Below are 22,300 nucleotides of genomic sequence, written 5' to 3' on the forward strand. Positions count from 1 at the left end.
CCGCCATGGCCGTTCAGGAAGAGGCCCGGCCGGTCGCCGTCCGCAGCCGGCTGCTGGGTGTCGACGCCGCCCGCGGCATCGCGCTGCTGGGCATGATGTCGGTGCACATCCTCCCAGGCATCGGCGAGGACGGCGGGGCCACGGCATCGCGGCTCATCGCCAGCGGACGGTCGTCGGCGCTGTTCGCGCTGCTGGCCGGCGTCGGACTGGCGCTGGCCACCGGCGGGCGCACGCCATTGCGGGGCAGGCCCCTGGCTGCCGCGAGCGTCGGCGTCGCCCTGCGCGCCCTGGTGATCTTCCTCGTCGGCCTGTGCCTCGGCGCGTTCCCGTCCGGCGTCGCGGTCATCCTGGCCTACTACGGGCTGCTGTTCCTGCTGGCCATCCCGTTCTTGGGGCTCGGGCCGCGGATCCTCCTGCCGCTGGGGCTGGTCTGGGCGACCGGCGCGCCGCTGCTGAACCACTACTGGCGCATCGGCGAGCCCCCGGCGTCGTACGACACACCGACGTTCGAGTCGCTCGAGCACACGGGCGACCTGCTGCGCGAGCTGCTGGTCACCGGCTACTACCCGGTGTTCCCCTGGCTGGCCTACCTGCTGGTCGGCCTGGGCATCGGCCGGCTGGCCCTGTCGTCGACCCGGGTCGCGGCGACGCTGCTGGCCGGCGGCGCCACGCTGGCGGTGGCCGCCTGGGTGACGTCGACGGTGCTGCTCGACAACGGCGGACTGGAGCACCTGGTCACCGCCGGGCTCGGCGGGCACCCGGCCAACCCGTTCGACTTCGCCGGCGCGGTGAACAACACGTCCTTCTACGGCACCACGCCGGCCACCAGCTGGTGGTGGCTGATAGTGGCGGCACCACACACCGCGACCCCGTTCGACCTGCTGCACACGATCGGCACCAGCGTGGCCGTGCTCGGGCTGATGCTGCTCATCGCGCCCCGCGCCCGGCCCCTGGTGTGGCCGCTGGCGGCGATCGGCGGCATGACGTTCACGCTGTACACCCTGCACGTCGTGCTGCTGTCCGGGCCGGTCGCGGGCCACGACCTGTCCACCTACCTGGTGCACGTCGCGATCATGTTCGCGATCGCGATGCCTTGGCGGGCGTTCATCGGCCGTGGCCCGCTGGAGGCGGTGGCAGCAGCCCTGGGCCGCTCGGGTCGGGAGCTGGTGCTGTCACCGTCGGCGCGGCGATAGCTCGGCCAAATCCACCGCGTCGGCCATGGCCTGGTAGCCGGCGTCGCCGGGATGCAGGTGGTCGCCGGAGTCGTACTCGGCCCGCATCCGCAGCGGCTCGTCCGGATCGCGCAGGACGGCGTCGAAGTCGATCACCGCGTCGAACGCGCCCGACTCGCGGATCCACTCGTTGACGGCGGCCCGCACGGCCTCGCGCTCCGGCGTCCACGTGCCCCAGCCCTGGAACGGCCCGATGGTCGCGCCGACCACCCGCATGCCCTGGTCGCGGGCGCGCTGGATGATCTGCTCGTACGCCGCGATCAGCCGCTCCGGGTCGTACTGCGAGTTCGGCTGCTGGATGTCGTTGATGCCCTCGAAGACGACGACCGTGCCGGCGCCGGCCTGGGTCAGCACGTCACGGTCGAACCGGGCCAGTGCGTTGTCACCCTGACCGGGGCTGTTGGCGTGCAACAGCAGCCGGTTGCCGCCGATGCCGGCGTTGAGGATCCCGAACTGGAGCGGCCGTGGCTGCGCGAGCATGCGGTCGGCCAGGTAGTCCGGCCAGCGCCGGTTCGCGTCGCGGGTCGAGCCGCTGCCGTCGGTGATGGAGTCGCCCAGGAACACCACCGCGCCGGACGCCACGCCGCGCACGTCCAGCCCGTCGAGGAACCAGAACGAGGTCGTGGTCTGCGGGAACGAGGACACCGACGGCGCGGTGGTCTGGTCGCCGGTGGCGACCCAGCCGGTCGAGTGCGCCGCCGAGTGGTACGTCGCCGGCCCGGTCGGGCCGGGCACGTACAGGCTCACCAGGACGTCGCTGTCGTCGGCGATCGGCAGCCCGACGGGGTCGGAGATCAGCTCGGCGCCGGCCGGGATCGTCACGCTGGCGTCGCCGGAGAACGTCACCGGCCGCAGGGTCGCCGGGTCGACGTCGCCGGGCGCTGCGCCCGGCAGCGCGAGCGTCGCCGCCAGCACGACCAGCGGCTGCGTGCCGTAGACATTGGTCAGTCGCAGCCTCACCTGCGATCCGCCGACCGACACGTGCAGCCGCTGGCGGAGGGTGGTGTCGGTGAAGCCGGCCAGGGCCTGGCCGTTCTGGGGCCGGGCCACCGCGGTGGCCCAGGTGCCGACCCAGTCGCCGGTCGCCGCGGGCACTGTGGCGACCGGTACGTCGACGGCCGTCGGGTTCGGCGGGACGGTGCTCGCGGACGGAGTGGCGGTCGCGGCGGCGGCCACGAGGACCGCGCCCGCGGCGGCCGTGGCCAGCGGCCCGGCCCAGCGTCGAAGGGACGTCGGCAGCGAGCGGGACGGCGGCATCGGCGGCTCCTCGTCGAGTCGGCCGCGCCCGGCGGGGGGAACCGGGCGCGGCACTGGTGACGCTAAGGCCGGCGGCGCCCTTCCCGCCAGGCACGATGCGGCGAACGGCCGGTCCGGTGCGGCAAGCGGTTTCCGGACCGCCGGGGCTGCTGGCCGCCCCGTGGTCCGTCATCGGTTCGCGTACGGCTCGGGCCTACTCCTCGTCAGCGCCGGTACGGCGGGCGCCGAGCTCGGCGTCGAGCCGCAGCAGCCCGGGGCCGTCGTCGCCGATGAGGTGCAGCCGGCCGAGGATCTCCGAGACCGTCGACTCCTCCTCGATCTGCTCCTCGATGAACCAGCTGAGCAGCGGCAGGCTGTCGATGTCGCCTTCGGCCTGGGCCAGTCGGTAGAGGGCGCGGATGGAGTCGGACACCTTCTGCTCGTGCGCCAGCGACGCCTCGAACGCCGCGACCACCGCTGGGCCGGGATCCTTCGGCGCCGAGATGTCGCCGATCTGCGGGCGGTTGCCGCGGTCGGTGACGTGCTGGATGAACTTGGCCGCGTGAACGCGTTCCTCGTGGGACTGGATGCGCATCCACGACGCCATGCCCGGCAGGTTGGCGTCCTCGAGCGCGATGGCCAGCTGCAGGTACGCGATGGACGACTCGATCTCGAGCGTGATCTGCTCGGAGTAGGCTTTGGCAAGCGTGTCGTTGAGCTTCATGCGCCCGACGTTAACGCAGCTCAGAACGCATTTCCACGAAGTCGTGCCTATCCTTGCGAAGGTTCGCCGAACCTCTCCATCAGCGTGACGGCGACCGGGACGGCGACGACGAGCACGACGATCGCCGCGCCGATACCGAGCGCGACGAAACCGCCCGACGCCACCACCAGCCCGGCGACCGGTGCACCGCCTCCGGCGGCCAGGCCCATGGCCACCTCGCCCCGGCCCTCGGCCCGCAGCCGGTCCTGCGGCGGCACGCCCGCCGTCAGGAGTGCGCTCCCGGCCAGCACGCCGGCGTTCCAGCCCAGGCCGAGCAGGCTCACCGAAACGAGCAGCGCGACGCCGTCGTCCGAACCGGCGGCGGCCACGACGCCCGACGCGGCCAGCAGCAGCGCGGCCGCGGTCGTCACGACGGCCGGGCCGACGCGGTCGAGCAGCGGGCCGGACAGGATCGACGGGACGAACATGCACAGCGCGTGCACGCTGACGATGCCGCCGACCAGCGCCGGCCCGTGGCCGTGCGCCACGAGGTGCACCGGTGCCACGGCCATGACCCCGACCATCACCAGGTTGGTGACGGCCAGCAGCACGACGGCCCGCACCGGCACGCCCGTCCCCGCGACCGCCGCGCGGCGCACCGCCGGCCTGGCCGCGGGCCGCTCCGACGCCCGCGTCAAGGCGCCCAGCAGCGCCGCGGCCGTCAGGAAGGAGCCGATGGAGATGAGGTACAGCCCGGTCAGGTGCGGCAGCCCGACGGCGGACGCGAGCGTGCCGCCCGCAGCCAGCAGGTTCGGGCCGGCCACGGCGCCCGCGGCGACCGCGAAGAGCACGATGCCCAGCGCCCGCCCCCGGGTGGCCGGCCCACCGGTCGCGGCCGCGGCGTAGCGGGCCAGGAACACCGACGCGTTGCCGACGCCGAAGACCGCGCTGCCGAGCAACAGCAGGCCGAGGCCGGCCCAGGCGGCCGCCGCCACGACGATCACGGCGCCGGCCGCGCCGAGGAGGTAGCCGAGGGCGAGCCCGGCGGGCCGGCCGTCGCGGGCGCTGACGCGCGAGACCAGGACGGCGCCGACGGCGGAGCCGGCGACGTGCACGCCGATCGGCAGTCCGGCCGTCGCCGGGTCGCCGGTCAGTTCGACGGCCAGCAGCGGTCCGGCGAGGCCGCCGGCGGCCAGGCCGATGCTGCCGACGGCGGTGGCGGTGGCCAGCAACGCCAGCCGGGTTCGGGTGGTCGGCGGTCGCGGGGCCGCGGAAGCGATGATGGTGGTAGTCATGCCCTCCACGATCGGCGCCGTCATCGAAGGGCGTCCAACACCTGTTCGAGCAGAATTGACCGTGCTGTGTTGTCAATCGATAAGGTGTCGGAGTGGCCGTGTCCGACGTCGACACCCGGTTGCTGCGGCACTTCGTGGCCGTGGCCCAAGACCTCCATTTCGGCCGGGCCGCCGCCCGGCTCTACGTCGCCCAGCAGGCGCTCAGCCGCGACGTCGCCCGGCTCGAACGCGAGCTCGGCGTCCGGCTGTTCGTCCGCACCACCCGCAAGGTGACTCTGACACCGTCAGGGGAACGGCTGCTCGCCCGGGCGACCGAATTGCTGGCGCTGCACGACGCCATGCTCGCGGAGCTGCGCGACACCGCCCGGCCGCTGCTCGTCGACGTCATGCACGACCGCTCGACCGCGCTGCGCGTCCTCGAGGCCGCCCGGCCGCTGGCGCCCGACGCCGAACTGGAGGCGCGGTTCCACGGCGGCTGCGACGCCGCGGTACGCGGCCTGCTGGCCCACCGCATCGACGTCGTGTTCGGCCGGCTGAGCGGTATCCGGGTCGCGCTGCCCGGCGACCTCACCCGCCGCCTGGTCCGGCTCGAGCCACTGGGCCTGATGGTGCTCGACGACGACCCGCTCGCGCGCCACGACACCATCCCCATGGCCACGCTCGGCGGCCGCACCATCGACACCAGCGGCGGCAACCCGGAGGCACCGGAGTGGGTCGACCTCGGTGCCGAGCTGGTCGGCGAGCACGGCGGCATCGTCGCGCCGGACCACCATCCCGGCATGGCCGCGGTCGCCGCCGCCCCGCCGGAGGAGACCACCCACCACCTGCGCGCCACCGGCTGGCCGGTGCTCACCAAGCTCGACGCCGCGCCGATCCCCGGCACCGTGGTCCGGCCGCTGACCCACCCGGCCCCGCTGTACCCGTGGACCATGGTCCACCGGACGGCGCTGACGCATCCCGGGATCGACGCCCTCCACCGGGCCCTCGACCGCCTCATCCCGGCCGAGGGCTGGCTCGATCCGCCGGTGGACGCCTGGCTACCGGCCGCCGACCGGCGGCTGCTGGACGCCGCCGGCTGAGACCGGGCGGCCGGCGACCCAGGTGGCGGCGACCAGGGGCACCCCCGGCCGGTAGGCGAGGTGAACGTACGACGGCGCGTCGAGGACGGCGAAGTCGGCCCGCGAGCCGGGCATCAGCCGTCCGTTGTCGGTGCGCCGCAGAGCCGCCGCGCCACCGGCCGTCGCCGCCCAGAGCGCCTCGGCGGGCGTCATGCGCATCTCGCGGACCGCCAGGGCGACGCAGAACGGCATCGACGACGTGTAGCAGGAGCCCGGGTTGCAGTCGGTGGCGAGGGCGACGGTGGCGCCGGCGGCCAGCAGCCGGCGGGCGTCGGGGTACGGCGAGCGGGTGGAGAACTCCACGCCCGGCAGCAGCGTCGCGACGGTGTCCGAGGCGGCCAGCGCGGTGACGTCGGCGTCGTCGAGGAAAGTGCAGTGGTCGGCGCTGGCGGCGCCGAGCTCGCAGGCCAGCTGCACGCCCGGGCCGGGGCCGAGCTGGTTCGCGTGCACCCGTGCGCCCAGCCCGCGGCCGATGCCCGCCGTCAGCACCGCGCGGGCGGCGTCGGCGTCGAACGCGCCGGTCTCGCAGAAGACGTCGACCCAGCGCGCATGCGGGGCGCAGGCGTCGAGCATCGGGCCGGTCACGAGGTCGACGTATCCGGCCGGGTCGTCGGCGTACTCGGCGGGCACGACGTGCGCCCCGAGGTAGGTGGTCTCGTCGGTGTGCTCCGCGGCCAGCGCGAGTGCGCGGGCCTCGTCTGCCACCGTCAGGCCGTAACCGCTCTTGATCTCGACGGTGGTGGTGCCCTGCCGACGCATCTCGCCCACGAGCCGGACGAGGTTGAGGCCGAGCAGTTCGTCGGGGGCGGCCCGGGTGGCCGCCACAGTCGTGCGGATGCCGCCGGCGGCGTATGGCTCACCGGTCATGCGCGCAGCGAACTCCGCCGAGCGGTCGCCGGCGAAGACGAGGTGGGCGTGGCTGTCGACGAAGCCGGGCACGACGCAGCGGCCGTCGAGGTCGATGCGGGTGTCGGCGCTGGGTGCGGCGGGGGCTGGGCCCACCCAGAGGACCCGACCGCCGGAGTCGGCGATCAGGGCGGCGCCGGAGATCTCGCCGAGCGGCGAGCCGTCACCGAGTGTGGGGTCGTTCGTGACCAGCAGTCCGATGCCGTCGAGGAGCGTGGTCGCCACGACGGGAGCCTAGCCGCAGGCTCAGGCGGAGCTGGCGGCCAGGACCCCCCACGCGACGAGCTTCTCGCGCAGTTCGGCCGGCGGGATCTCGTAGAGCAATGCGGCCAGCGAGATGTCCTCGGACCGGATGGTGAGCACCGGGCTGCCGAAGTCGTTGCGCTGCCGCTGGATGGACGCGACGAAGGTGGCGAGCCGCTCGGCCTCGGGCGGCGCGTTGCGCAGTGCGTCGAGGTCGAGGACCACCTTGCCCTCTTGCGTCGGGATCCGGGACCGGGCGCCGTCGGACACCAGGGTGTCGACCGGGACGCCGTAGAACTCGGCGAGCTCGGCGATGCGTCGAATGGACGCCACGCGGTCGCCGCGTTCGTAGGAGCCGACCACGACTGCGCGCAGCCGGCCACCGGACTTCTCCTCGACGGCCTGGAGCGAGAGCCGCCGGCGCTTGCGCAACGCGCGCAACCGTGCGCCCACGACCTTCGCGAAGTCCTCCTCCGTCGAGTTCGGACTGCCGTCGTTCATCGTCGAGCTCCCCAAAGGTGCCTCGTCCTCCGTACTGATCCGCCCGCACCAGCACGCCTGCGCCGCCCCCCTGGCAGGGTCCCGGACAACGCCCGGGACATATCAGAGAATACCGGGCATTTGCGGCCGATTGATCATCGGCCGTCCGCGACTTTGTTCAGCTCGCATGCTAGGAGGTCAGGCCAGGACACGCCAACGACACGTGTTCCACGTCACATCATGCGCAGTGGGACTCCTGGATTCCGCGCCTGTTCCAGCACGACCTGAGCAGGCAGCGGCTTGGACATGAAGAACCCCTGAGCGCGGTAACAGCCGAGGTCGAGCAGCGTCGTGACCGCTGCGGGGTCCTCGACGCCCTCGGCCACCGTGGTCAGGTTGAAGGCCTCGGCGAGCCGGACGATCGCGGCGACGATGGCGCGATCGCCACTGCTCTCGGCCAGCGCCGAGACGAAGCTGCGGTCGATCTTGAGGATGTCGACCGGGAGCTGTTTCAGCTGGGCCAGCGAGCTGTACCCGGTGCCGAAGTCGTCGATGGCGAGTGTGACGCCCAGACCGCGCAGCCCGTTGAGGGTGGCCTGCACGTCGTCGATGTCGCGCATCACCGTGCTCTCGGTGATCTCGATGCCCAGCTCGGCCGGCGCCAGGCCGTACCGGCTCAGCAGGGTGGCGACGAACCCGACGAAGTCGGCGCTGATCAGCTCGCCGGCGGAGATGTTCACCCGGACCAGCGGCGGCGGCACCGGCGACGTGCGCTTCCACGACGCGAGCTGTCGGCAGGCCTCCTCGAGCACCCAGCGGCCGAGCTCCGCGGAGAGGTTGATCTCTTCGACGACGGAGATGAAGGCGTCGGCCGCGAGCAGCCCGCGCTCGGGGTGCTGCCAGCGCACCAGCGCCTCGACGCCGGTCATGCGGCCGTCGCGAAGGTCGAACTCGGGCTGGAAGTACAGCCGCATCTCGTTGTTGCTGATGGCCGAGCGCAGGCGCAGCTCGAGGTCGGCCCGGACGAGGAGTTTGGATCGCAGGTCGTCGTTGAACACCACTACCGAGTCTCCACCGCGCTCCTTGGCCTCGAGCAGCGCGACGTCGGCATTGCCGAGCAGCTCGTCGACCGTGCTGGGCATGTCCCCGTTGACCACGACGCCGATACTGGCGCTGCGGCTGATGGCGTGACCACCCACTTCGAGCGGCTCGGCGACGCGGTCGAGGATGCGCCGGGCGGCCCGCTCGGCGGCGGACGTCGACGCGATCTCGTGCAGCACGATGACGAACTCGTCGCCGGCCAGCCGCGCGACGACGTCGTTCGGCCGGACGGAGTCGCGCAGCCGCTGCGCCACGGCCTGGATGAAGTTGTCGCCGACGGTGTGACCCAGCACGTCGTTGACCGTCTTGAGGCGGTCCATGTCGGCGAAGAGCACCGCGAGCGGAGCCCGGGGATCGACCTCGAGCACCGCGTTGAGGTCCTCGACGAACGCCCGGCGGTTCCACAGCCCGGTCAGCTCGTCGTGGTACGCCTGGTGGTGCAGGCTCTCCTCGGCCGCGACCCGGGCGTCGAGCTGCACCAGCAGCGAGGCGATGGCGCGCAGTGCCCGCACCTCGGCACGGGTCCAGATGCGGTCGCCGAAGTGGATCAGGCCCAGCACGCCCAGCGTGGTGTCGCCGTGGATGAGCGGCACCGTGGCCAGCGAGACCTCGGGCACGCCGGAACCGGCGCGGACCCGCTCCTGGTAGCTCAGCTGGCCGTCGGACGGCCGGATGATGAACGGCTCGCGCTGGTCGCGCACCATCGAGAAGATCGGGTCCTCGGTGTCCCACGGCACGATGCCGAGCGGGTCGGGATCGGGCACGTCCAGCCGCCGCGGCCACTCGTCGACCAGCACGCTGGCCTGCAGCTCGGGGTCGTTGTGCCGGAGGAAGCAGGTGTCGGCGCCGAAGTAGCGGCCCAGCTCGCTGATGACCCGGAACAGCGTCTCGGCGAGGTCGCGGGCGGTGACGCCCATCAGCTCCGCGGCGACGTAGGTGACCAGGGCGTCGAGCCGGCTGTGCTGGTCGGTGATCTCGCCCGCCTCCATCACCGCCGTGCACAGCTGCGCCGACACCGACAGCAGTTCGCGGTCCTTCGCGGAGTACGACCGGCCGTCGAGCCGCACCAGGCAGATGCTGCCCACGAAGTCGCGATAGGCCACCTTGGTCGCGACGATGGTGTACCCGGACGGCGCGGCGTGCTCGATGGGATCATTGCCCGCCTGGCCGGCGACCTCGGCCGTGGCGGTGCGGATGGCATCACGCATGACGGTGATGTCCTTGCCCTTGACGCCGGCCGAGGAGGCGCTCCCCCACGACACCAGCGGCATGCCGCCGTCGACGGCGAGCACGTCGGCCGAGATGGAATCCGTGGCCCGAGCCAGCGCTTCGAGGAGCGGCTGGATCGTCTCCGGGTCCATCTTCATAGGTTGCTCCCTGCCTCCAGGGCGTCCCGAACAGTGCGGTCGGCAGACAGGCGGCGGCTCCGGACGCTGACGCTAGGAGCGTAGCCGATCCGCATGACCAGCGCGACGTACCTCTCCCCAAGCCCGACGATCCCGGCGAAATCGCGACATAGGCCGCGAAGTCGGTCGGCGTAGCGGGGGGACAGCTCCTGGTAGTCGGCGTCGTCGACGCCGAAGATGAACACCGGCGACATCGGATGCACCGCCAACCCCAGCCGCTCGGCCTCGATCCAGACCCGTTCGACCGCCTGTCCACCGCGCACGTAGTCGGCCGGCGACGACCCCGCGACGGAGACCACTGCCAGCCCGGCGGCGGCGTCGACGCGGTCGCGGGTGGACTCGCCGAGCGCCCGCCCGAGGTCCTGCTCGGCCAGGACGGCCATGACGTCGGGCCGGCGAGCGACACCCAGTTTGGCGAGGTCGGACGCATCGAGCTCGAGGGTCCGCACGTCGATGCCCCAGTCGAGTGCGTCGATGCCGGGCCAGCGTAGCTCGCGCATCATCTCGCGGTGCAGGTGCTCGGTGAGGTAGCGCAGCCGGTCGGACTCGCCCAGCAGCTCGGCCAGCTCGTGCAGCCGGTCGCGGCCGGTGACGAGATGGACGTCGGCGTCCTCGGCCGCGGCCGCGGCGCGCAGCACGTCCGCCGTCCGCTCCGGCAGCGGCGTGGGCTCGTTGAAGTGCCGGTTCGACACCCGCCGCAGCATGGCGTCATACAGTCCGGCCAGTTCCGGGTCCGAGCCCGTGCCGAAGCGCAGGCTCGCCACGCGGTCGCCGTCGGGCCGGATCTCGACGTCGCCGAGCAGCCCGTGCCGGGCGGCCGCGATGCGCGCGTTGAACAGCGCCGCGCCGATGGCCACGTGGCTGCCGCGGAACGCGACGTCGAGCGTGGAGGTCTGGCTCGGGTCGAGGTCGATGTCCAGGCCGCCCGGGCCGAGCGTGAACGTCCAGGGCTGCGTGTTGCCGCCCGACGGCGCCAGCCGCGCGGCGTGCGCGACGGCGGCGCGGGGGTCGGCGGGCGGCGGCTCGGGGTCGACGACGAGGTCGGCGGAGAAGTCGGCGTCCGCGGCCGGCGGCGGGTCGGCGAGCTTGGCCAGCATGGAGTCGAGGTCCACACGCACCCGTCCGGACGGCACGGGCGCTCCCAGGCCGAGCTTGCGGACAGCGGCGGCCACCGTCGCGGCGCCCAGGGTGATGTCGCCGCCCAGCTGCGGCCAGGTGTTGAGGCTCTCGTCGACCTCCGCCATCGAGGCGGCCATCGGCGCCGACAGCTCGCTCGGCTCGAGCACCCGCAGCACGTACGGGACCTTGTCGTGCGTCGACAGGCCCATGAGGTCGGCCGGGCGCGCGTCGCCGAGCAGCCCGTGGAACAGCGGCCGGTCGGGCTCGAGGTCGTACCGCTCGACGTCGAGCAGCCCGCGGTCGCTGGTCTCCATGACGACCGGCAGCCGGTGCCGCCGCGCGCCGTCGCGCAGCGCCAGTTTCACATCGAACGAGTCGCACTCTTCGATGACGATGTCCAGCCCGTCGAGGAAGGTGTCGATGGAGTCCAGGGCGAGGCCGGACGGCTCGATGCTGACCTCGAGGTACGGGTCCAGCTCGGCGATGCGGCGGGCGACCACGACGGCCTTGTTCACGCCGAGGTCGAAGACGGTACCGGGGATCCGGTTGAGGTTGGACAGCTCGATCTCGTCGAAGTCGGCCAGCCGGATGTGCCCGCAGCTGCCCTCCAGCGCGAGGGTGTGCGCGATGGCGTGGCCGACGCTGAGGCCGGCGACGCCCACGGAGAGTCGCCGGAGCCGTCGCTGCTCCTCGACGGTGATCTTGTTGCGGTTGCGGTCGGTGCGCAGCGTCTGGAACGCCTCGGGACCCAGCAGGTGGATCAGCGTGCGCCGCCACGGGTAGAAGTACCACCGCGTCGGCTCGTCGGCGATCTCCGGCGGCGGCGCGGAGAGCAGCCGGGCGAGGTCGCGTCGCTGCTGCTCGATGGTGTCGACGACCTGGACCGCGGGGTCGGCGCGCAGTCCGGCCAGCCGATCGGGGTCGTCCACCAGCTCAGGGCGCCAGCCGGCCCCGTTCACGGCATCGGTCATCGTGCGCCCGGAACCTCCGTGCCCGTCGCGGTGCGGCATTCCGCGTCGTACAGCCGGCGCTGCTCCTGCGTGGCCCGCTCCATGGCGGTCTCGGCGTCCCAGGTCAGCACCGTCGTGCGGTAGCGGTCGTCGGGGTAGCGGGCCGGGATGATGCCGGGCAACTCCTCGGCGCCGGAGTTGAACCAGCGCGACGCCGCGTGCTCGGCCGCGGAGCAGTACGCGTAGCGCACATCGAGCATGCGCATGGCGTGCAGGAACGCCCGCGAGGTCAGGTCGGCGAGCGCAGACTTGTGCTCCGACGTGGGGTCGACCCAGGCGCCCTTGAGCTCGATGACGCCCTCGGGCAGGGCCGCCTCGATCCAGTCGCTCACCAGCGAGGCGGACACCGGCTCGCTGACGAACTCACGGGGCGCGTAGGCGTCGCGCATGGAGCGCAGCGGGCCGTTGGCGTACCAGCCTGCCCAGACCCGCCCGCTGTCGTCGGACGTGATGGCGAACACCGGGGTGGTGGACGCCTGTGTCGCGGCGGGCAGGGTGAGGGCCTGTTCGACCCGGTAGCGCTGGTAGCTGGCCTGAGCACCGTTCATGTACGTGGTCCAGTGATCGAACCGCCGGCTCGGCGTGTAGAAGCGCAACGTCATGCCCGAGACCTCGTCCCGGAACCCGTACAACTCGCGGGTGGTGGTGCGCTCGGATGACTTGAGGGGGCTGGTGGTCATGGCATCCACACCTGGCTTCACGGCTCCGTCCGGTCTGTTGTGTCTGTACCGTATGCGCCGTTCACGCTATAGATGCATAATGCCCGACTCGGCGCGAGGGCGACGCCGGAATGGAGAACGCGACGGGTGCCTGCCCCCCAACAGACCCGCCGCGTCTCCACCTTGCGGCGGCAGGACCAGCCCGCGGAAACCTGCCGCCGCCCCGTTTGGGACGTGGTGCGAACGTCCCCGGACGCGCGCACCACGTCCCCTTTTCACGGCACGGCCTGTGCAGGGCGGAGGGCCGTGCCGGTCCAAGGTCACGGCTCGAGGCCGTGAATCGCACCTCCGATGCTCCTGCGACCGCGAGGCGCCACTTTCGTGACATCCCCGTCCCTCACGGCCAATCCAACTTAATGGACTGGAGCACCGAATTGCCGGTGCGGATGATTAGAGAATAGACAGGGGAAACGGATCATGCAACAACTACTTTGCGTAACAAAATGTGACGGAGAGTAGCGAGAACGATCTTGGCCGGAGCGTGACGCTCAGTGATCGAAAACTCACGCTAGGTCACGGGTCAGCAGGTCAGGGCCGTCACACCACGTCACCGAGAGGCCTCGGCGGACCGCTCGGCGTACCGTCGCGGCACCGGACAATGGTGCTCACCGATGCGGCCGGAAAGTGGAACACGCGATTTCCTCACCGATCCGCAACGCTATTCCGATCGGCCGATGCGGGCCCGGCCAATTGCCCGCCGGGCATCGTCGCAACGTACGAGTTAGTCCGGCCGCCCGCCGCCGGGACGTCGTCCACCGGGCACGACGGCGCCTCGGCCGAACCGGGCGCCCCGCACCGCCGTCGCGGGCGCCGAACCTTGATCGACACCTTGCCCGGCGTCATCAGACCGGTAAGACTGCTCCGAAATGTCTGGGTCCCCGGCTTCCTACCGCGACGTCTTCGCCGCCACGGAGTTCCGCTGGCTGTGGCTGGCGCATCTACTCTCCGTGATCGGCGACCAGCTCGCCCGGGTCGCGCTGACGCTGCTGGTGTTCGACCGGACGGAGTCGGCCGGCCTGGCCGCGCTCACGTACGCCCTGACCTATCTGCCCGACCTCGTGGGCGGCGCGGCGCTGGCCGGACTGGCCGACCGCTTCCCGCGCCGCAACGTCATGGTGGTCGCCGATCTCGCCCGGGCGGCGCTGGTGGGGGTGATGGCGGTCCCCGGCGTCCCGCTGGCGGCGCAGGTCTGCCTGCTGGCCGTGGTGCAGCTGCTGACGGCGCCGTTCTCGGCCGCGCGACAGGCGGCCCTGCCGGACATACTCCACGGCGACCGGCTGGCGCTGGGACTCGGCGTCTTCTCCATGACGTACCAGGCCGCGCTCGTCGTCGGCTTCGGCTCCGGCGCGGCCCTCGTCGCCGGACTCGGCGCCCCCACGGCCCTGCTCGTCAACGCTGCGACGTTCGTGGTGTCGGCGCTGCTGATCGCCCGCGGCCTCGGCCCGCACCGCCCCGTAGCGCCGGCCCGGGAGGCCGGCGACCCGGCACCGCCCGGGCAGTGGGCCACCGTCCGCGCAGGCTGGCGGGTCGTCGCCCGCGATCCGCGGCTGCTGACGCTGCTCGCCATCGCCTGCTGTTCCGGGTTCTACGTGGTGCCGGAGGGGCTGGCGGTGCCCTACGCGGCCGAGCTCGACGCGGGCCAGGCCGCGGCCGGCTGGCTGCTCGTCGCCAACCCCGTGGGGACGGTCATCGGGATGCTGGTGCTGGGCCGGCTGCGGCCGGAGCGCCGCCTCGCGCTCATGGGCCCGCTCGCGGTGGCGAGCAGCCTGGTGCTGATCCCCACCGGCTGGCTGCCCGGCCTGGCCGTCTCGGTGCTGCTGTGGACCGTCAGCGGGGCGTGCTCGGCCCACGACATGGTGGTCCAGGCCACCTACGTCGAGTCCGTCCCAGCACACCGCCGAGGTCAGGCGGTCGGGCTCGCGATCGCCGCCCTCCGGGCGGCGCAAGGTCTCGCCATCGTCGCCGCGGGCGTCCTGGCCCAGCTGTTGTCGCCATCGACGATCATCCTCGTGGCGGCGGTGCTGGGCACCCTGGCGGCCGCGGCCGCATGGCACCGTTGGTCACGATTGGCCCCGCCCCGCGCCCTACCACCACCCCAGGGCGAGGCCGACAACCTTCTCGGCTGACCGGCGTCGCCGGCAGCCGTACTCCACGGACCAGCGCCTCACGACCAGGTGTTGTCACGCATCGCAGTACCTCCTCCGGGGTTCGTCGCGGACCGTCATCGCTGCTCAGGACCAGGTGTTGTCACGCATCGCAGTACCTCCTCCTGGGTTCGTCGCGGACCGTCATCGCTGCTCAGGACCAGGTGTTGTCACGCATCGCAGAACCTCCTCCGGGGTTCGTAGCGGACCGTCATCGCTGCTCAGGACCAGGTGTTGTCACGCATCGCGGTACCTCCTCCGGGTTCGTCACGGACCGTCATCGCTGCTCAGGACCAGGTGTTGTCACGCATCGCCGTCCACTCCTCTCACCATGCGCCCGAGATCCATCGAGTACAGGCTCATTGTCCACTTTTGCTCTAGCGACAGATCCGCCCAATTCGGTTACCATGTGGCCGATCGTTCCCGTCCGCTTGCTCGCTGTCGAAGTGGGGTGCACGGCTTGATCCACCGACCGGCCCCCGTCAAGAGCTGGCCCCTGTGGAAGGTGCCGAAGCCGTTACTGACGCTGATCGTGCTGGTCATCACCGTTGCTGTCGGCGTCAGCACCGCCACCGCGTTCATGATGCCCATCCGGGGCGTCGACCTACTCCGCTTCGCCATCCTGGCCGCCTGCGCCTGGGCCGCCATCGAACTGACTCGGCACATCGAGCGCAAGCGCGAATTCACCCGCAGTAGCGTCACGGCCTACATCGACACGAAAGCGGTGTGGAGCTTCGCCGCGGTCATCGTGCTGCCGCCGGTGTTCGCCTCGATCATGGTCGTGCTCACATACGGACTGGCCTGGCTGCGGGTGCAGCCGCACAACCGGACCGGGCTCCTCTACCGCTGGGTGTTCTCCTGCGCGACCGTGCTGTGCGGAACCCATGCGGCGGTCGCCGTACTGGCGCTGGGCATGTCCGGCTACCCGGGCGCACCCGGCGACGCGTCGCTGGCCGGGCTGGCCGACCTCGGCGTCGTCACGCTGGCGGCCGTGCTGCGCTGGGGCATCAACACCGCGCTCGTCATGGTGGCCATCGCCCTGGCGAACCCGACGGTGCACGTACGCGACCTGTTCTCCAACTTCAGCGAGCAGCTGCTCGAGGCCGGCGCCATGGGGCTGGGACTGGTGGCCGCCGCGGTCGTCGTCGGCAACCCGTTCGTCCTGCCGGGCATCGTCATCGCGATGGTTGCGCTGCATCGCGGCCTGCTCGTCCACCAGTACCAGCGAGCGTCCCGGTTCGACGCCAAGACCGGGCTGGCGTCGGCGGGCTGGTGGCACGAGTTCGCCGAGCAGACGCTCGCGCACGCTCGCGACCACCAGCTGACGATGGGCCTGCTCATCATCGACATCGATCACTTCAAGAGGTTCAACGACACCTACGGCCACACCCATGGCGACCGCGTGCTGCGGGCGGTGGCGCAGGAGATCATCGCCGAGGTCCGCGACCAGGACGCCTGCGGCCGATGGGGCGGCGAGGAGTTCGCCGTCGTGCTGCCCGATGTCGGCGACTCCCGCAACCTGCGCAACGTCGCCGAGCGCATCCGGCGGCGCGTGCAGTCGGTCGTCGTCGAGCCGGCCGACCACGACGGCTCTGCCACCAGCTCCGTCACCGTTTCGCTCGGCGGTGCGATCTACCCGTCCGCCGGCATCAGTGGCCTCGACGAGCTGTTGCTCTCGGCCGACACCGCGCTGTACGCGGCCAAGAACGCCGGGCGCAACACCGTCCGCCTCGGCGGGGTCGAGGCGCCGGCCGCCGAGCCCGAGCGGCGCTCGCTGCCGCAGCAGGCCGAGCCGCCGTCGGCGAGCGCCTGACCCCCCGGACCGGCGTCCGGCGCGGCTCCGGGATGATGGGCGGATGCGCGCTTTCATCGGGGCCGCCACTGCGTCCGGCCAGGGCGGTCCAGCGGCCGGAATCACCGTCGCCGACATCGAGAAGGGCGTGGTCACGCCGGTCGGCGAACCGGCGCTCCGCGACGTCGGCAACCCCATGTACCTGGCGCTGTCGCGGGACGGCCGGGTGCTGTACGCCATCCACGAGGTCGCCGACGGCGCCGTCAGCGCCTGGGCGGTCGACGGCGACGTGCCGCGCCCCCTGGGCGAGCCGCGCTCGACCGGCGGCAGCGGACCGTGCCACCTGTCCGTGCACCCGAGCGGACGGTACCTGCTCACCGCCGACTACGGGTCCGGCTCGCTGAGCGTGCACCCGATCGGCGCGGACGGGTCGCTCGACGACGCCACGCACGTGGTGCGGCACGAGGGCAGCGGCCCGGATCCGCAGCGCCAGGACCGCCCGCACGCGCACATGATCATCACCGATCCGGTCCGCGGGCACGTCCTGGCCGCCGACCTCGGCACCGACACCGTCTACCGATACGTCCTCGACGAGGGCACCGGCCGGCTGTCGCTGGCCGACGAGATCGCGGTCGCGCCCGGCGCCGGGCCTCGGCACCTGGTGGTCAGCGACCGGTACGCCTACGTCGTCACCGAGCTGGCGTCGACCGTCACGGTCATCGACCTCACGGTGCCCGAGGTGGTCGCCGACGTCGCCACGCACGTCGACGACGGGCGCGGGCCCAGCCACCCGTCGGCCATCCGGCTCGGCGCCGACGGCCGGTTCGTCTATGTGGCCAACCGGTTCGTCGACGACATCGCCGTCCTGTCCGTCGACGGGCCGGACGTCGCGCTGGTCGCCACCGTCCCGTGCGGCGGCAGCCACCCGCGCGACATCGAGCTGGACCCTGACGGGCAGTACCTCTACGTGGCCAACCAGTTCTCCGACCAGCTGGTCTCGTTCCGCGTCGACGAGCGCACCGGCGTGCCGGAGCCGACCGGTCAGGTGCTCGGCACGCCGAGCCCGGCCAGCATCCTGTTCGGCTGACCGGGCCTCAGGGAACGAATTCGAAGCGGCCCCCGTCGATGGGCCGAAGCACCTCGAAGTGGCGACGATCCAGCGTGGCGATGGTTCGGGTCGTAAAGCGCTGAGCAAGGACGACGTTCGAGGCGTCGGCCACACCGATGGCCTGGTCAGTACGGCCAGCTCAGTCGAAACACCCATCCGAGTGGCCACGAGACAGTCCAGCCGGCGATCACCTATGGCGAGACGATCAGCGGCTCGCCCGTCGCAAAGATCGCTTCCTCGACCGCACGGCGCTGCGGCTCGGACACACCACGCTGCCGCGCCACCCGCGTGGCCGCCTTGCTCGGGTCTTCCGGCAAGTAGACGGTGATCTTCTCCATGGACGTATGGGTGCCACCGCCGGCACCAGCGGTGGCACCTCAGGACCGCGAGCGCTGCCGCCGCTCGCGCCGTCCGCCCATCGTGGCCGGGCGGGCGGCGCCGGGCACGGTGTCGTGCGTGGCGGCCGGACGGTGCGCCCGGCCGGTCGCGAGCCGGGTCAGGCGGCGACGGCGCCCGGCCGCGGCGGGCTCCGGCACATGCGTCTCGACGACGGCGGGCGGCGGCGCCTCGCCGGTGATCGGCGGGTCGGGCTCCAGGCCGATGATGTGCCGCGGCCGCGCGACGAGGAACATGGCGCCGACGGCGAGGACGGCCATCGCGAACATGACGGCCGCCATCGGCACCGCCGAACCGGTACCGAACGCTCCCACCAGCGGCGCGCTGACGGCGCCGACGGCGAAGTTCATGGCGCCCAGCAACGCGGCCGCCGTCCCCGCCGACCGGCCGTGGCTGGCCAGCGCCAGCACTGGGATGTTCGGCATGGTGAACCCGACCGTGGTGAGGATGACGAACAGCGGCACCGCGATGCCGTAGAAGCCCAGCGCCCCGGTGGCCGCGAACGCCACCATCAGCGCGGCCGCCACCGAGGCGACGACCAGCGCGCCGGCCAGGATCCACTGCGGCCGCACCCGGCGGACCAGCCGCGCGTTCAGCTGCGTCGCCATGATCAGGCCGAGCGAGTTGACGCCGAACACGATGCCGTACGCCTGCTCGGACAGGCCGAAGACGTCCTGGAAGACGAACGACGAGCCGGCGATGTAGCCGAACAGCGCGGCCATCATCAGCCCGCCGGTCAGCATGAGCCCGACGAACGTCCGCTCACGCAGGATCGAACCGTACGTCCGCAGGGTGTCGGCCACCCCGCCGGAGCGGCGGCGGTCCTCCGGCAGCGTCTCCTGCAGGCCGAACACGACGACGGCGACCAGGCCCAGGCCGAGGGCGGCGAGCACCCAGAAGACGCCCCGCCAGTCGGTGAGCTGCAGCACCTGGCCGCCGAGCGTCGGCGCCAGCACCGGCGCGACACCGGTGACCAGCATCAGCCGCGACAGCAGCCGGACCGCCGGCAGGCCGGTGTAGAGGTCACGGACCACGGCCATCGACACGACGGCGCCGGCCGCGGCGGCCATGCCCTGCAGGACCCGGAAGACGCCGAGCACCTCGATGCTGGGTGCGACGGCGCACAGCAGCGACGCCACGACGTGCGTCAGCGTGGCGGCGATGAGCGGACGGCGGCGGCCGACGGCGTCGGACCACGGGCCGAGGATGAGCTGGCCGACGGCGAAGCCCAGCAGCGTGCCGGTGAGCGTCAGCTGGACCTGGGCCTCGGTGGCGCTCAGGTCGCCCGCGATGTCGGGGAACGCGGGCAGGTAGAGGTCGATGGTCAGCGGTCCGAGTGCGGTGAGCGCGCCGAGCACGAGGATCCGGCGGATCATGGTCCTACGGGACAGGCCAGTGGCGCCGTCGGCGCCCGGCATCGCGCGAGTGCGCGCAGACAAGGGCAAACCTCTTCCAGAGGTAGTGCGGGGTGGGGGAGGCAGACGCGGCCCGCGGCGGCTGCGGCGCGGATACCGTCAGTGACAACTGTGCCAGAGGCGCCTGACATTCCGACAGTGAGTTTCGTGTGACGAGCCGTACAGGCATGGCCCGACTTCTGAACAAGACTGCGGCGTCAGCGCAACAGCGGGGCGACGGCCTTCCAGCCCGGGTCGGGGTGGCTCTGGACCGCGGCGGTGCCGTGCGTCCACTGCGCCAGGACCCGGCCGACCGGCGCGGAATCGATCTCGAGGCCGTCGACGTAGATGTGCACGACGATCTTGCCCTCACCGGTGACCCGGCCGACGTGGACGACCTGCGGTCCCTCGCCGCCCAGCTCGGCGATGACCTGCTGGACCAGCCGCTCGGCGTCGTCGAGCAGCCCTTCGTCGGGCGGCATGCCGTCGGGGCCGGGCGCGTAGTCGAGCACGATCGCGACGTGGGTGTCGGCCAGCGGCCGCTCGACGCGGTCCAGCGGGCGCCGCACCAGCGCGACGATGGGGCCCTTGCGGCCGCTGCCGCGCAGCAGCGCCCAGACGTCGTCGGACGGGCGCAGCTGGTCGACCACCGACCCCAGCATGGACACCGGGATCGCGTCGAGCTGCGGGTCTGCGGTGACCTCGACCTCGCCGATCCACCGCTCCGCCTCGTCCTCGCCGAGCGCGGCGTCGAGGCCGTGGAACGCGACCGAGAGCCGGTGCTCCTTGTCCAGCAGCGGGAACAGCGGGTGGTGGATGACGACGTCGAGCCGGCTGCGCTGCGGGTCGACGCGGGTGCCGGCCACCAGCTCACGCAGCTCGATGTCGTAGTCGTCGACCTTCATGACGACGGAGTCGAACAGGGCGGGGTCGGCCCGGCGCACGGGCGCGAACTCGACGTCGAGGTCGTCGGGGGCGGCCAGCACCCAGCGCTCGGCCAGCCCGCGCAGCTCGGCCTTGCCGCCGCTGGAGACCACCAGCATGAACCGCTTCGCCGAGCTCGGCGACACCTCCCAGTTCAGGGACGGGTCGATGGCGGCGACCGGCGGGCGGAGCAGCTCGATGAGGTCGTCGGAGCGCTTCTCCTCGAACGCGGCGAGGACGTCGTCGCGGTGCTCGGACCACCACGCCCAGAACTGGGCGATCGCGGGCCGGGGGTCGTCCGGCACCTTGGTCTTGCGGCGGAAGATCGCCATGTGGAGCTCGTCTCTGCTGCGGCGGCTGATCGCTTCGACGATCAGGGGTCGAGAGGAGCATCATAAGGAGTGCGGGATCGACCCGGTGTCCTCCGAAGGAGGTGGGGGTCATGACCATGCCGACTCCCAACATCGAACAGCACCCCGACGTCGCCGTCATGAGGCGCAGGTACGACCAGATCTCCGAGACTCCGGTAGCCCAATCCGCCGACGGCCTCGCGTTCCTGGCCGGGCTGTACCTGGCGATGTCGCCATGGGTGATCGGTTTCACCAACGAATCTGCGCTCGTCATGACGAACCTGTTCACCGGCATCGCCGTCGCCCTGCTGGCGGCCGGGTTCGTCGCCGCCTACGGCCACTTCCACGGCATGGCCTGGGTCGCGCCGATCCTCGGCATCTGGGCCATCGTGGCGCCGTGGGCCATCGACGGCGAGGCACCCGAGACGACGGCCATCGTGAGCAACATCATCGCCGGCGCCGTCATCGTGCTGTGCGCGCTCGCCATGATGTCCGGCACCATGCGCCGGATCCGTCCGTAGGACCGACCTCGGGCGGCGGCGCACCTTCCCCGATCCCGCACGCCGCCGCCCGGGCACCCGTCGAGCATGATGGCGGCCATGGAGTTCGCCGACGTCGTCACCCGCCGCCGCATGGTCCGCAACTACACCGACGAGCCGGTCGACCCGTCCGTCGTCGACCGCATCCTCGGCAACGCACTGCGCGCGCCCAGCGCCGGGTTCAGCCAGGGCTGGGCGTTCCTGCGCCTGGACACCCCCGGCGACGTCGCCCGCTTCTGGGCCGCCGCCACGCCGCCCGGCGAAGGCACCGACGGGTGGTCGGCAGGGCTGCGCCGGGCGCCGGTGCTCATCGTGCCGCTGTCTTCGAAGGCCGCCTACCTCGACCGGTACGCGGAACCCGACAAGGGCTGGACCGACCGCGACGAGTCGCGCTGGCCGGCGCCGTACTGGGACATCGACACCGGCATGGCCAGCCTGCTCATGCTGCTCACCGTCGTCGACGAGGGCCTGGGCGCCTGCTTCTTCGGTATCCCGCCGGAGCGGGTGGCCGCCTTCCGCGACGCCTTCGGGGTGCCGGCGGACTACAAGCCGATCGGCGTGGTCAGCATCGGCCACCGCGCGCCCGACCGGCGGTCGCCGTCGTTGCGGCGCGGCCGCCGCGACCTCGACGCCGTCGTGCACCGCGGCCGCTGGTGAGCGCCGGCTAACCGGCTAGATCGCGGATGCGGGCCGCCTGCGCGATCCGGAACCGGCAGTCGACCCGCCCGGACAGCGCGCTGCCGAACCGGCCCGCGTCGGTCTCGATGCGCAGCCAGTCCTTCCGGTGGACGGAGATGGCACGGCCACGCGCCCCGGGTTGACGACCGTCCGCTGCGCGTGCTCCTCGGCGGTGAGCCGGCCCGCGGCGAAGTGCTCGCTGAGTAGGTCGAGGGCGGCGTCGCGCTCGCGGGTGCCGATGCGCAGGTGGTCCGGCTCCGCAGGGTCACCCACGGACCTAGCCCTCGCGCATGGGGATCCGCACGCCGCGGTCGGCGGCGATGTCGGCGGCGTGGTCGTAGCCGGCGTCGGCGTGGCGGATGACGCCCATGGCGGGGTCGTTGGAGAGCACCCGGGCGATCTTCTCG

The 22,300-nt window shown here is 72.3% G+C and carries 20 protein-coding genes; 7 read left to right on the forward strand and 13 right to left on the reverse strand.

Annotated elements, in window-relative coordinates; genetic code table 11:
- Positions 1-5 precede the first annotated feature (5 nt).
- Positions 6-1,193 carry a heparan-alpha-glucosaminide N-acetyltransferase domain-containing protein gene (locus tag E1262_RS19615; RefSeq protein WP_162606001.1) on the forward strand — a complete coding sequence of 396 codons (1,188 nt, stop codon included), beginning with the start codon at positions 6-8 and terminating at the stop codon, positions 1,191-1,193.
- Here the strand turns inward: E1262_RS19615 and E1262_RS19620 are convergent.
- From E1262_RS19620 to E1262_RS19630, 3 genes are all read right to left on the reverse strand, one after another.
- The gene (locus E1262_RS19620) at positions 1,173-2,489 is read right to left on the reverse strand and encodes an SGNH/GDSL hydrolase family protein (protein ID WP_132104825.1); all 1,317 of its coding nucleotides are present in this window, start codon (positions 2,487-2,489) and stop codon (positions 1,173-1,175) included. The genes E1262_RS19615 and E1262_RS19620 overlap by 21 nt on opposite strands.
- Positions 2,490-2,682: 193 nt before the next feature.
- On the reverse strand, positions 2,683-3,192 hold the full coding sequence (locus E1262_RS19625) for a ferritin (protein ID WP_132104826.1): 510 nt from the start codon (positions 3,190-3,192) through the stop codon (positions 2,683-2,685).
- A 47-nt stretch (positions 3,193-3,239) separates the two neighbouring features.
- Positions 3,240-4,466, reverse strand: a complete 1,227-nt coding sequence (locus E1262_RS19630) for an MFS transporter (protein ID WP_162606002.1) — start codon at positions 4,464-4,466, stop codon at positions 3,240-3,242.
- 92 nt (positions 4,467-4,558) lie between these two features.
- Here E1262_RS19630 and E1262_RS31765 point away from each other — a divergent pair, with 92 nt between their 5' ends.
- Complete coding sequence (locus E1262_RS31765; protein WP_132104828.1) at positions 4,559-5,545, forward strand: LysR family transcriptional regulator; 987 nt, start codon at positions 4,559-4,561, stop codon at positions 5,543-5,545.
- Here E1262_RS31765 and hutI read toward each other — a convergent pair.
- From hutI to E1262_RS19660, 5 genes are all read right to left on the reverse strand, one after another.
- A complete protein-coding gene (gene hutI, locus E1262_RS19640) occupies positions 5,504-6,715 on the reverse strand; it encodes an imidazolonepropionase (protein WP_132104829.1) in 1,212 nt (403 codons plus the stop codon). The genes E1262_RS31765 and hutI overlap by 42 nt on opposite strands.
- Positions 6,716-6,736: 21 nt before the next feature.
- On the reverse strand, positions 6,737-7,234 hold the full coding sequence (locus tag E1262_RS19645) for a helix-turn-helix domain-containing protein (RefSeq protein WP_132104830.1): 498 nt from the start codon (positions 7,232-7,234) through the stop codon (positions 6,737-6,739).
- 212 nt (positions 7,235-7,446) lie between these two features.
- Complete coding sequence (locus E1262_RS19650) at positions 7,447-9,681, reverse strand: putative bifunctional diguanylate cyclase/phosphodiesterase (protein WP_132104831.1); 2,235 nt, start codon at positions 9,679-9,681, stop codon at positions 7,447-7,449.
- Positions 9,678-11,810, reverse strand: coding sequence for an Rv1355c family protein (locus tag E1262_RS19655; protein ID WP_132104832.1), 2,133 nt, complete (start codon positions 11,808-11,810; stop codon positions 9,678-9,680). The genes E1262_RS19650 and E1262_RS19655 overlap by 4 nt, the downstream gene beginning before the upstream one ends.
- Positions 11,807-12,529, reverse strand: coding sequence for a hypothetical protein (locus E1262_RS19660; protein WP_132104833.1), 723 nt, complete (start codon positions 12,527-12,529; stop codon positions 11,807-11,809). Before E1262_RS19660 ends, E1262_RS19655 begins: the two co-directional genes overlap by 4 nt.
- Before the next feature lie 905 nt (positions 12,530-13,434).
- Here E1262_RS19660 and E1262_RS19665 point away from each other — a divergent pair.
- The 3 genes from E1262_RS19665 (at position 13,435) to E1262_RS19675 (ending at position 17,591) form a co-directional block, all read left to right on the forward strand.
- On the forward strand, positions 13,435-14,694 hold the full coding sequence (locus E1262_RS19665) for an MFS transporter (protein WP_132104834.1): 1,260 nt from the start codon (positions 13,435-13,437) through the stop codon (positions 14,692-14,694).
- Positions 14,695-15,217: 523 nt separating this feature from the next.
- On the forward strand, positions 15,218-16,525 hold the full coding sequence (locus tag E1262_RS19670; protein WP_203454059.1) for a GGDEF domain-containing protein: 1,308 nt from the start codon (positions 15,218-15,220) through the stop codon (positions 16,523-16,525).
- A 43-nt stretch (positions 16,526-16,568) separates the two neighbouring features.
- The gene (locus E1262_RS19675; RefSeq protein WP_132104836.1) at positions 16,569-17,591 is read left to right on the forward strand and encodes a lactonase family protein; all 1,023 of its coding nucleotides are present in this window, start codon (positions 16,569-16,571) and stop codon (positions 17,589-17,591) included.
- A gap of 212 nt (positions 17,592-17,803) precedes the next feature.
- Here the strand turns inward: E1262_RS19675 and E1262_RS30435 are convergent, their stop codons facing one another.
- From E1262_RS30435 to E1262_RS19690, 3 genes are all read right to left on the reverse strand, one after another.
- A complete protein-coding gene (locus tag E1262_RS30435; RefSeq protein WP_162606003.1) occupies positions 17,804-17,950 on the reverse strand; it encodes a hypothetical protein in 147 nt (48 codons plus the stop codon).
- 39 nt (positions 17,951-17,989) lie between these two features.
- Entirely contained in the window at positions 17,990-19,384 is a 1,395-nt protein-coding gene (locus tag E1262_RS19685) for a multidrug effflux MFS transporter (RefSeq protein WP_203454060.1), read from the reverse strand.
- Positions 19,385-19,620: 236 nt separating this feature from the next.
- A complete protein-coding gene (locus tag E1262_RS19690) occupies positions 19,621-20,658 on the reverse strand; it encodes a hypothetical protein (protein ID WP_132104837.1) in 1,038 nt (345 codons plus the stop codon).
- Positions 20,659-20,768: 110 nt separating this feature from the next.
- On the opposite strand from E1262_RS19690, the gene E1262_RS19695 reads away from it, so the two are divergent.
- Complete coding sequence (locus E1262_RS19695) at positions 20,769-21,197, forward strand: SPW repeat protein (protein ID WP_132104838.1); 429 nt, start codon at positions 20,769-20,771, stop codon at positions 21,195-21,197.
- A 78-nt stretch (positions 21,198-21,275) separates the two neighbouring features.
- Complete coding sequence (locus tag E1262_RS19700; RefSeq protein WP_132104839.1) at positions 21,276-21,872, forward strand: nitroreductase family protein; 597 nt, start codon at positions 21,276-21,278, stop codon at positions 21,870-21,872.
- 15 nt (positions 21,873-21,887) lie between these two features.
- On the opposite strand, the gene E1262_RS32155 is transcribed toward E1262_RS19700, so the two are convergent.
- Both E1262_RS32155 and E1262_RS31930 read right to left on the reverse strand, forming a co-directional pair.
- Positions 21,888-22,166, reverse strand: coding sequence for a DUF1707 SHOCT-like domain-containing protein (locus tag E1262_RS32155; protein ID WP_132104840.1), 279 nt, complete (start codon positions 22,164-22,166; stop codon positions 21,888-21,890).
- A 4-nt stretch (positions 22,167-22,170) separates the two neighbouring features.
- Positions 22,171-22,300: hypothetical protein (locus tag E1262_RS31930; protein WP_132104841.1), on the reverse strand; the 130-nt coding region annotated here is incomplete at its 5' end.

Source organism: Jiangella aurantiaca (genome assembly GCF_004349105.1).
In the GTDB taxonomy this organism is placed as follows: domain Bacteria; phylum Actinomycetota; class Actinomycetes; order Jiangellales; family Jiangellaceae; genus Jiangella; species Jiangella aurantiaca.

Coding starts and splice junctions, on each gene's coding strand:
- E1262_RS19615 (WP_162606001.1), top strand. CDS start 6: ATGGCCGTTCAGGAAGAGGCCCGGCCGGTCGCCGTCCGCAGCCGGCTG.
- E1262_RS19620 (WP_132104825.1), bottom strand. CDS start 2,489: ATGCCGCCGTCCCGCTCGCTGCCGACGTCCCTTCGACGCTGGGCCGGG.
- E1262_RS19625 (WP_132104826.1), bottom strand. CDS start 3,192: ATGAAGCTCAACGACACGCTTGCCAAAGCCTACTCCGAGCAGATCACG.
- E1262_RS19630 (WP_162606002.1), bottom strand. CDS start 4,466: ATGACTACCACCATCATCGCTTCCGCGGCCCCGCGACCGCCGACCACC.
- E1262_RS19645 (WP_132104830.1), bottom strand. CDS start 7,234: ATGAACGACGGCAGTCCGAACTCGACGGAGGAGGACTTCGCGAAGGTC.
- E1262_RS19650 (WP_132104831.1), bottom strand. CDS start 9,681: ATGAAGATGGACCCGGAGACGATCCAGCCGCTCCTCGAAGCGCTGGCT.
- E1262_RS19655 (WP_132104832.1), bottom strand. CDS start 11,810: ATGACCGATGCCGTGAACGGGGCCGGCTGGCGCCCTGAGCTGGTGGAC.
- E1262_RS19660 (WP_132104833.1), bottom strand. CDS start 12,529: ATGACCACCAGCCCCCTCAAGTCATCCGAGCGCACCACCACCCGCGAG.
- E1262_RS19665 (WP_132104834.1), top strand. CDS start 13,435: ATGTCTGGGTCCCCGGCTTCCTACCGCGACGTCTTCGCCGCCACGGAG.
- E1262_RS19675 (WP_132104836.1), top strand. CDS start 16,569: ATGCGCGCTTTCATCGGGGCCGCCACTGCGTCCGGCCAGGGCGGTCCA.
- E1262_RS30435 (WP_162606003.1), bottom strand. CDS start 17,950: ATGGAGAAGATCACCGTCTACTTGCCGGAAGACCCGAGCAAGGCGGCC.
- E1262_RS19685 (WP_203454060.1), bottom strand. CDS start 19,384: ATGATCCGCCGGATCCTCGTGCTCGGCGCGCTCACCGCACTCGGACCG.
- E1262_RS19690 (WP_132104837.1), bottom strand. CDS start 20,658: ATGGCGATCTTCCGCCGCAAGACCAAGGTGCCGGACGACCCCCGGCCC.
- E1262_RS19695 (WP_132104838.1), top strand. CDS start 20,769: ATGACCATGCCGACTCCCAACATCGAACAGCACCCCGACGTCGCCGTC.
- E1262_RS19700 (WP_132104839.1), top strand. CDS start 21,276: ATGGAGTTCGCCGACGTCGTCACCCGCCGCCGCATGGTCCGCAACTAC.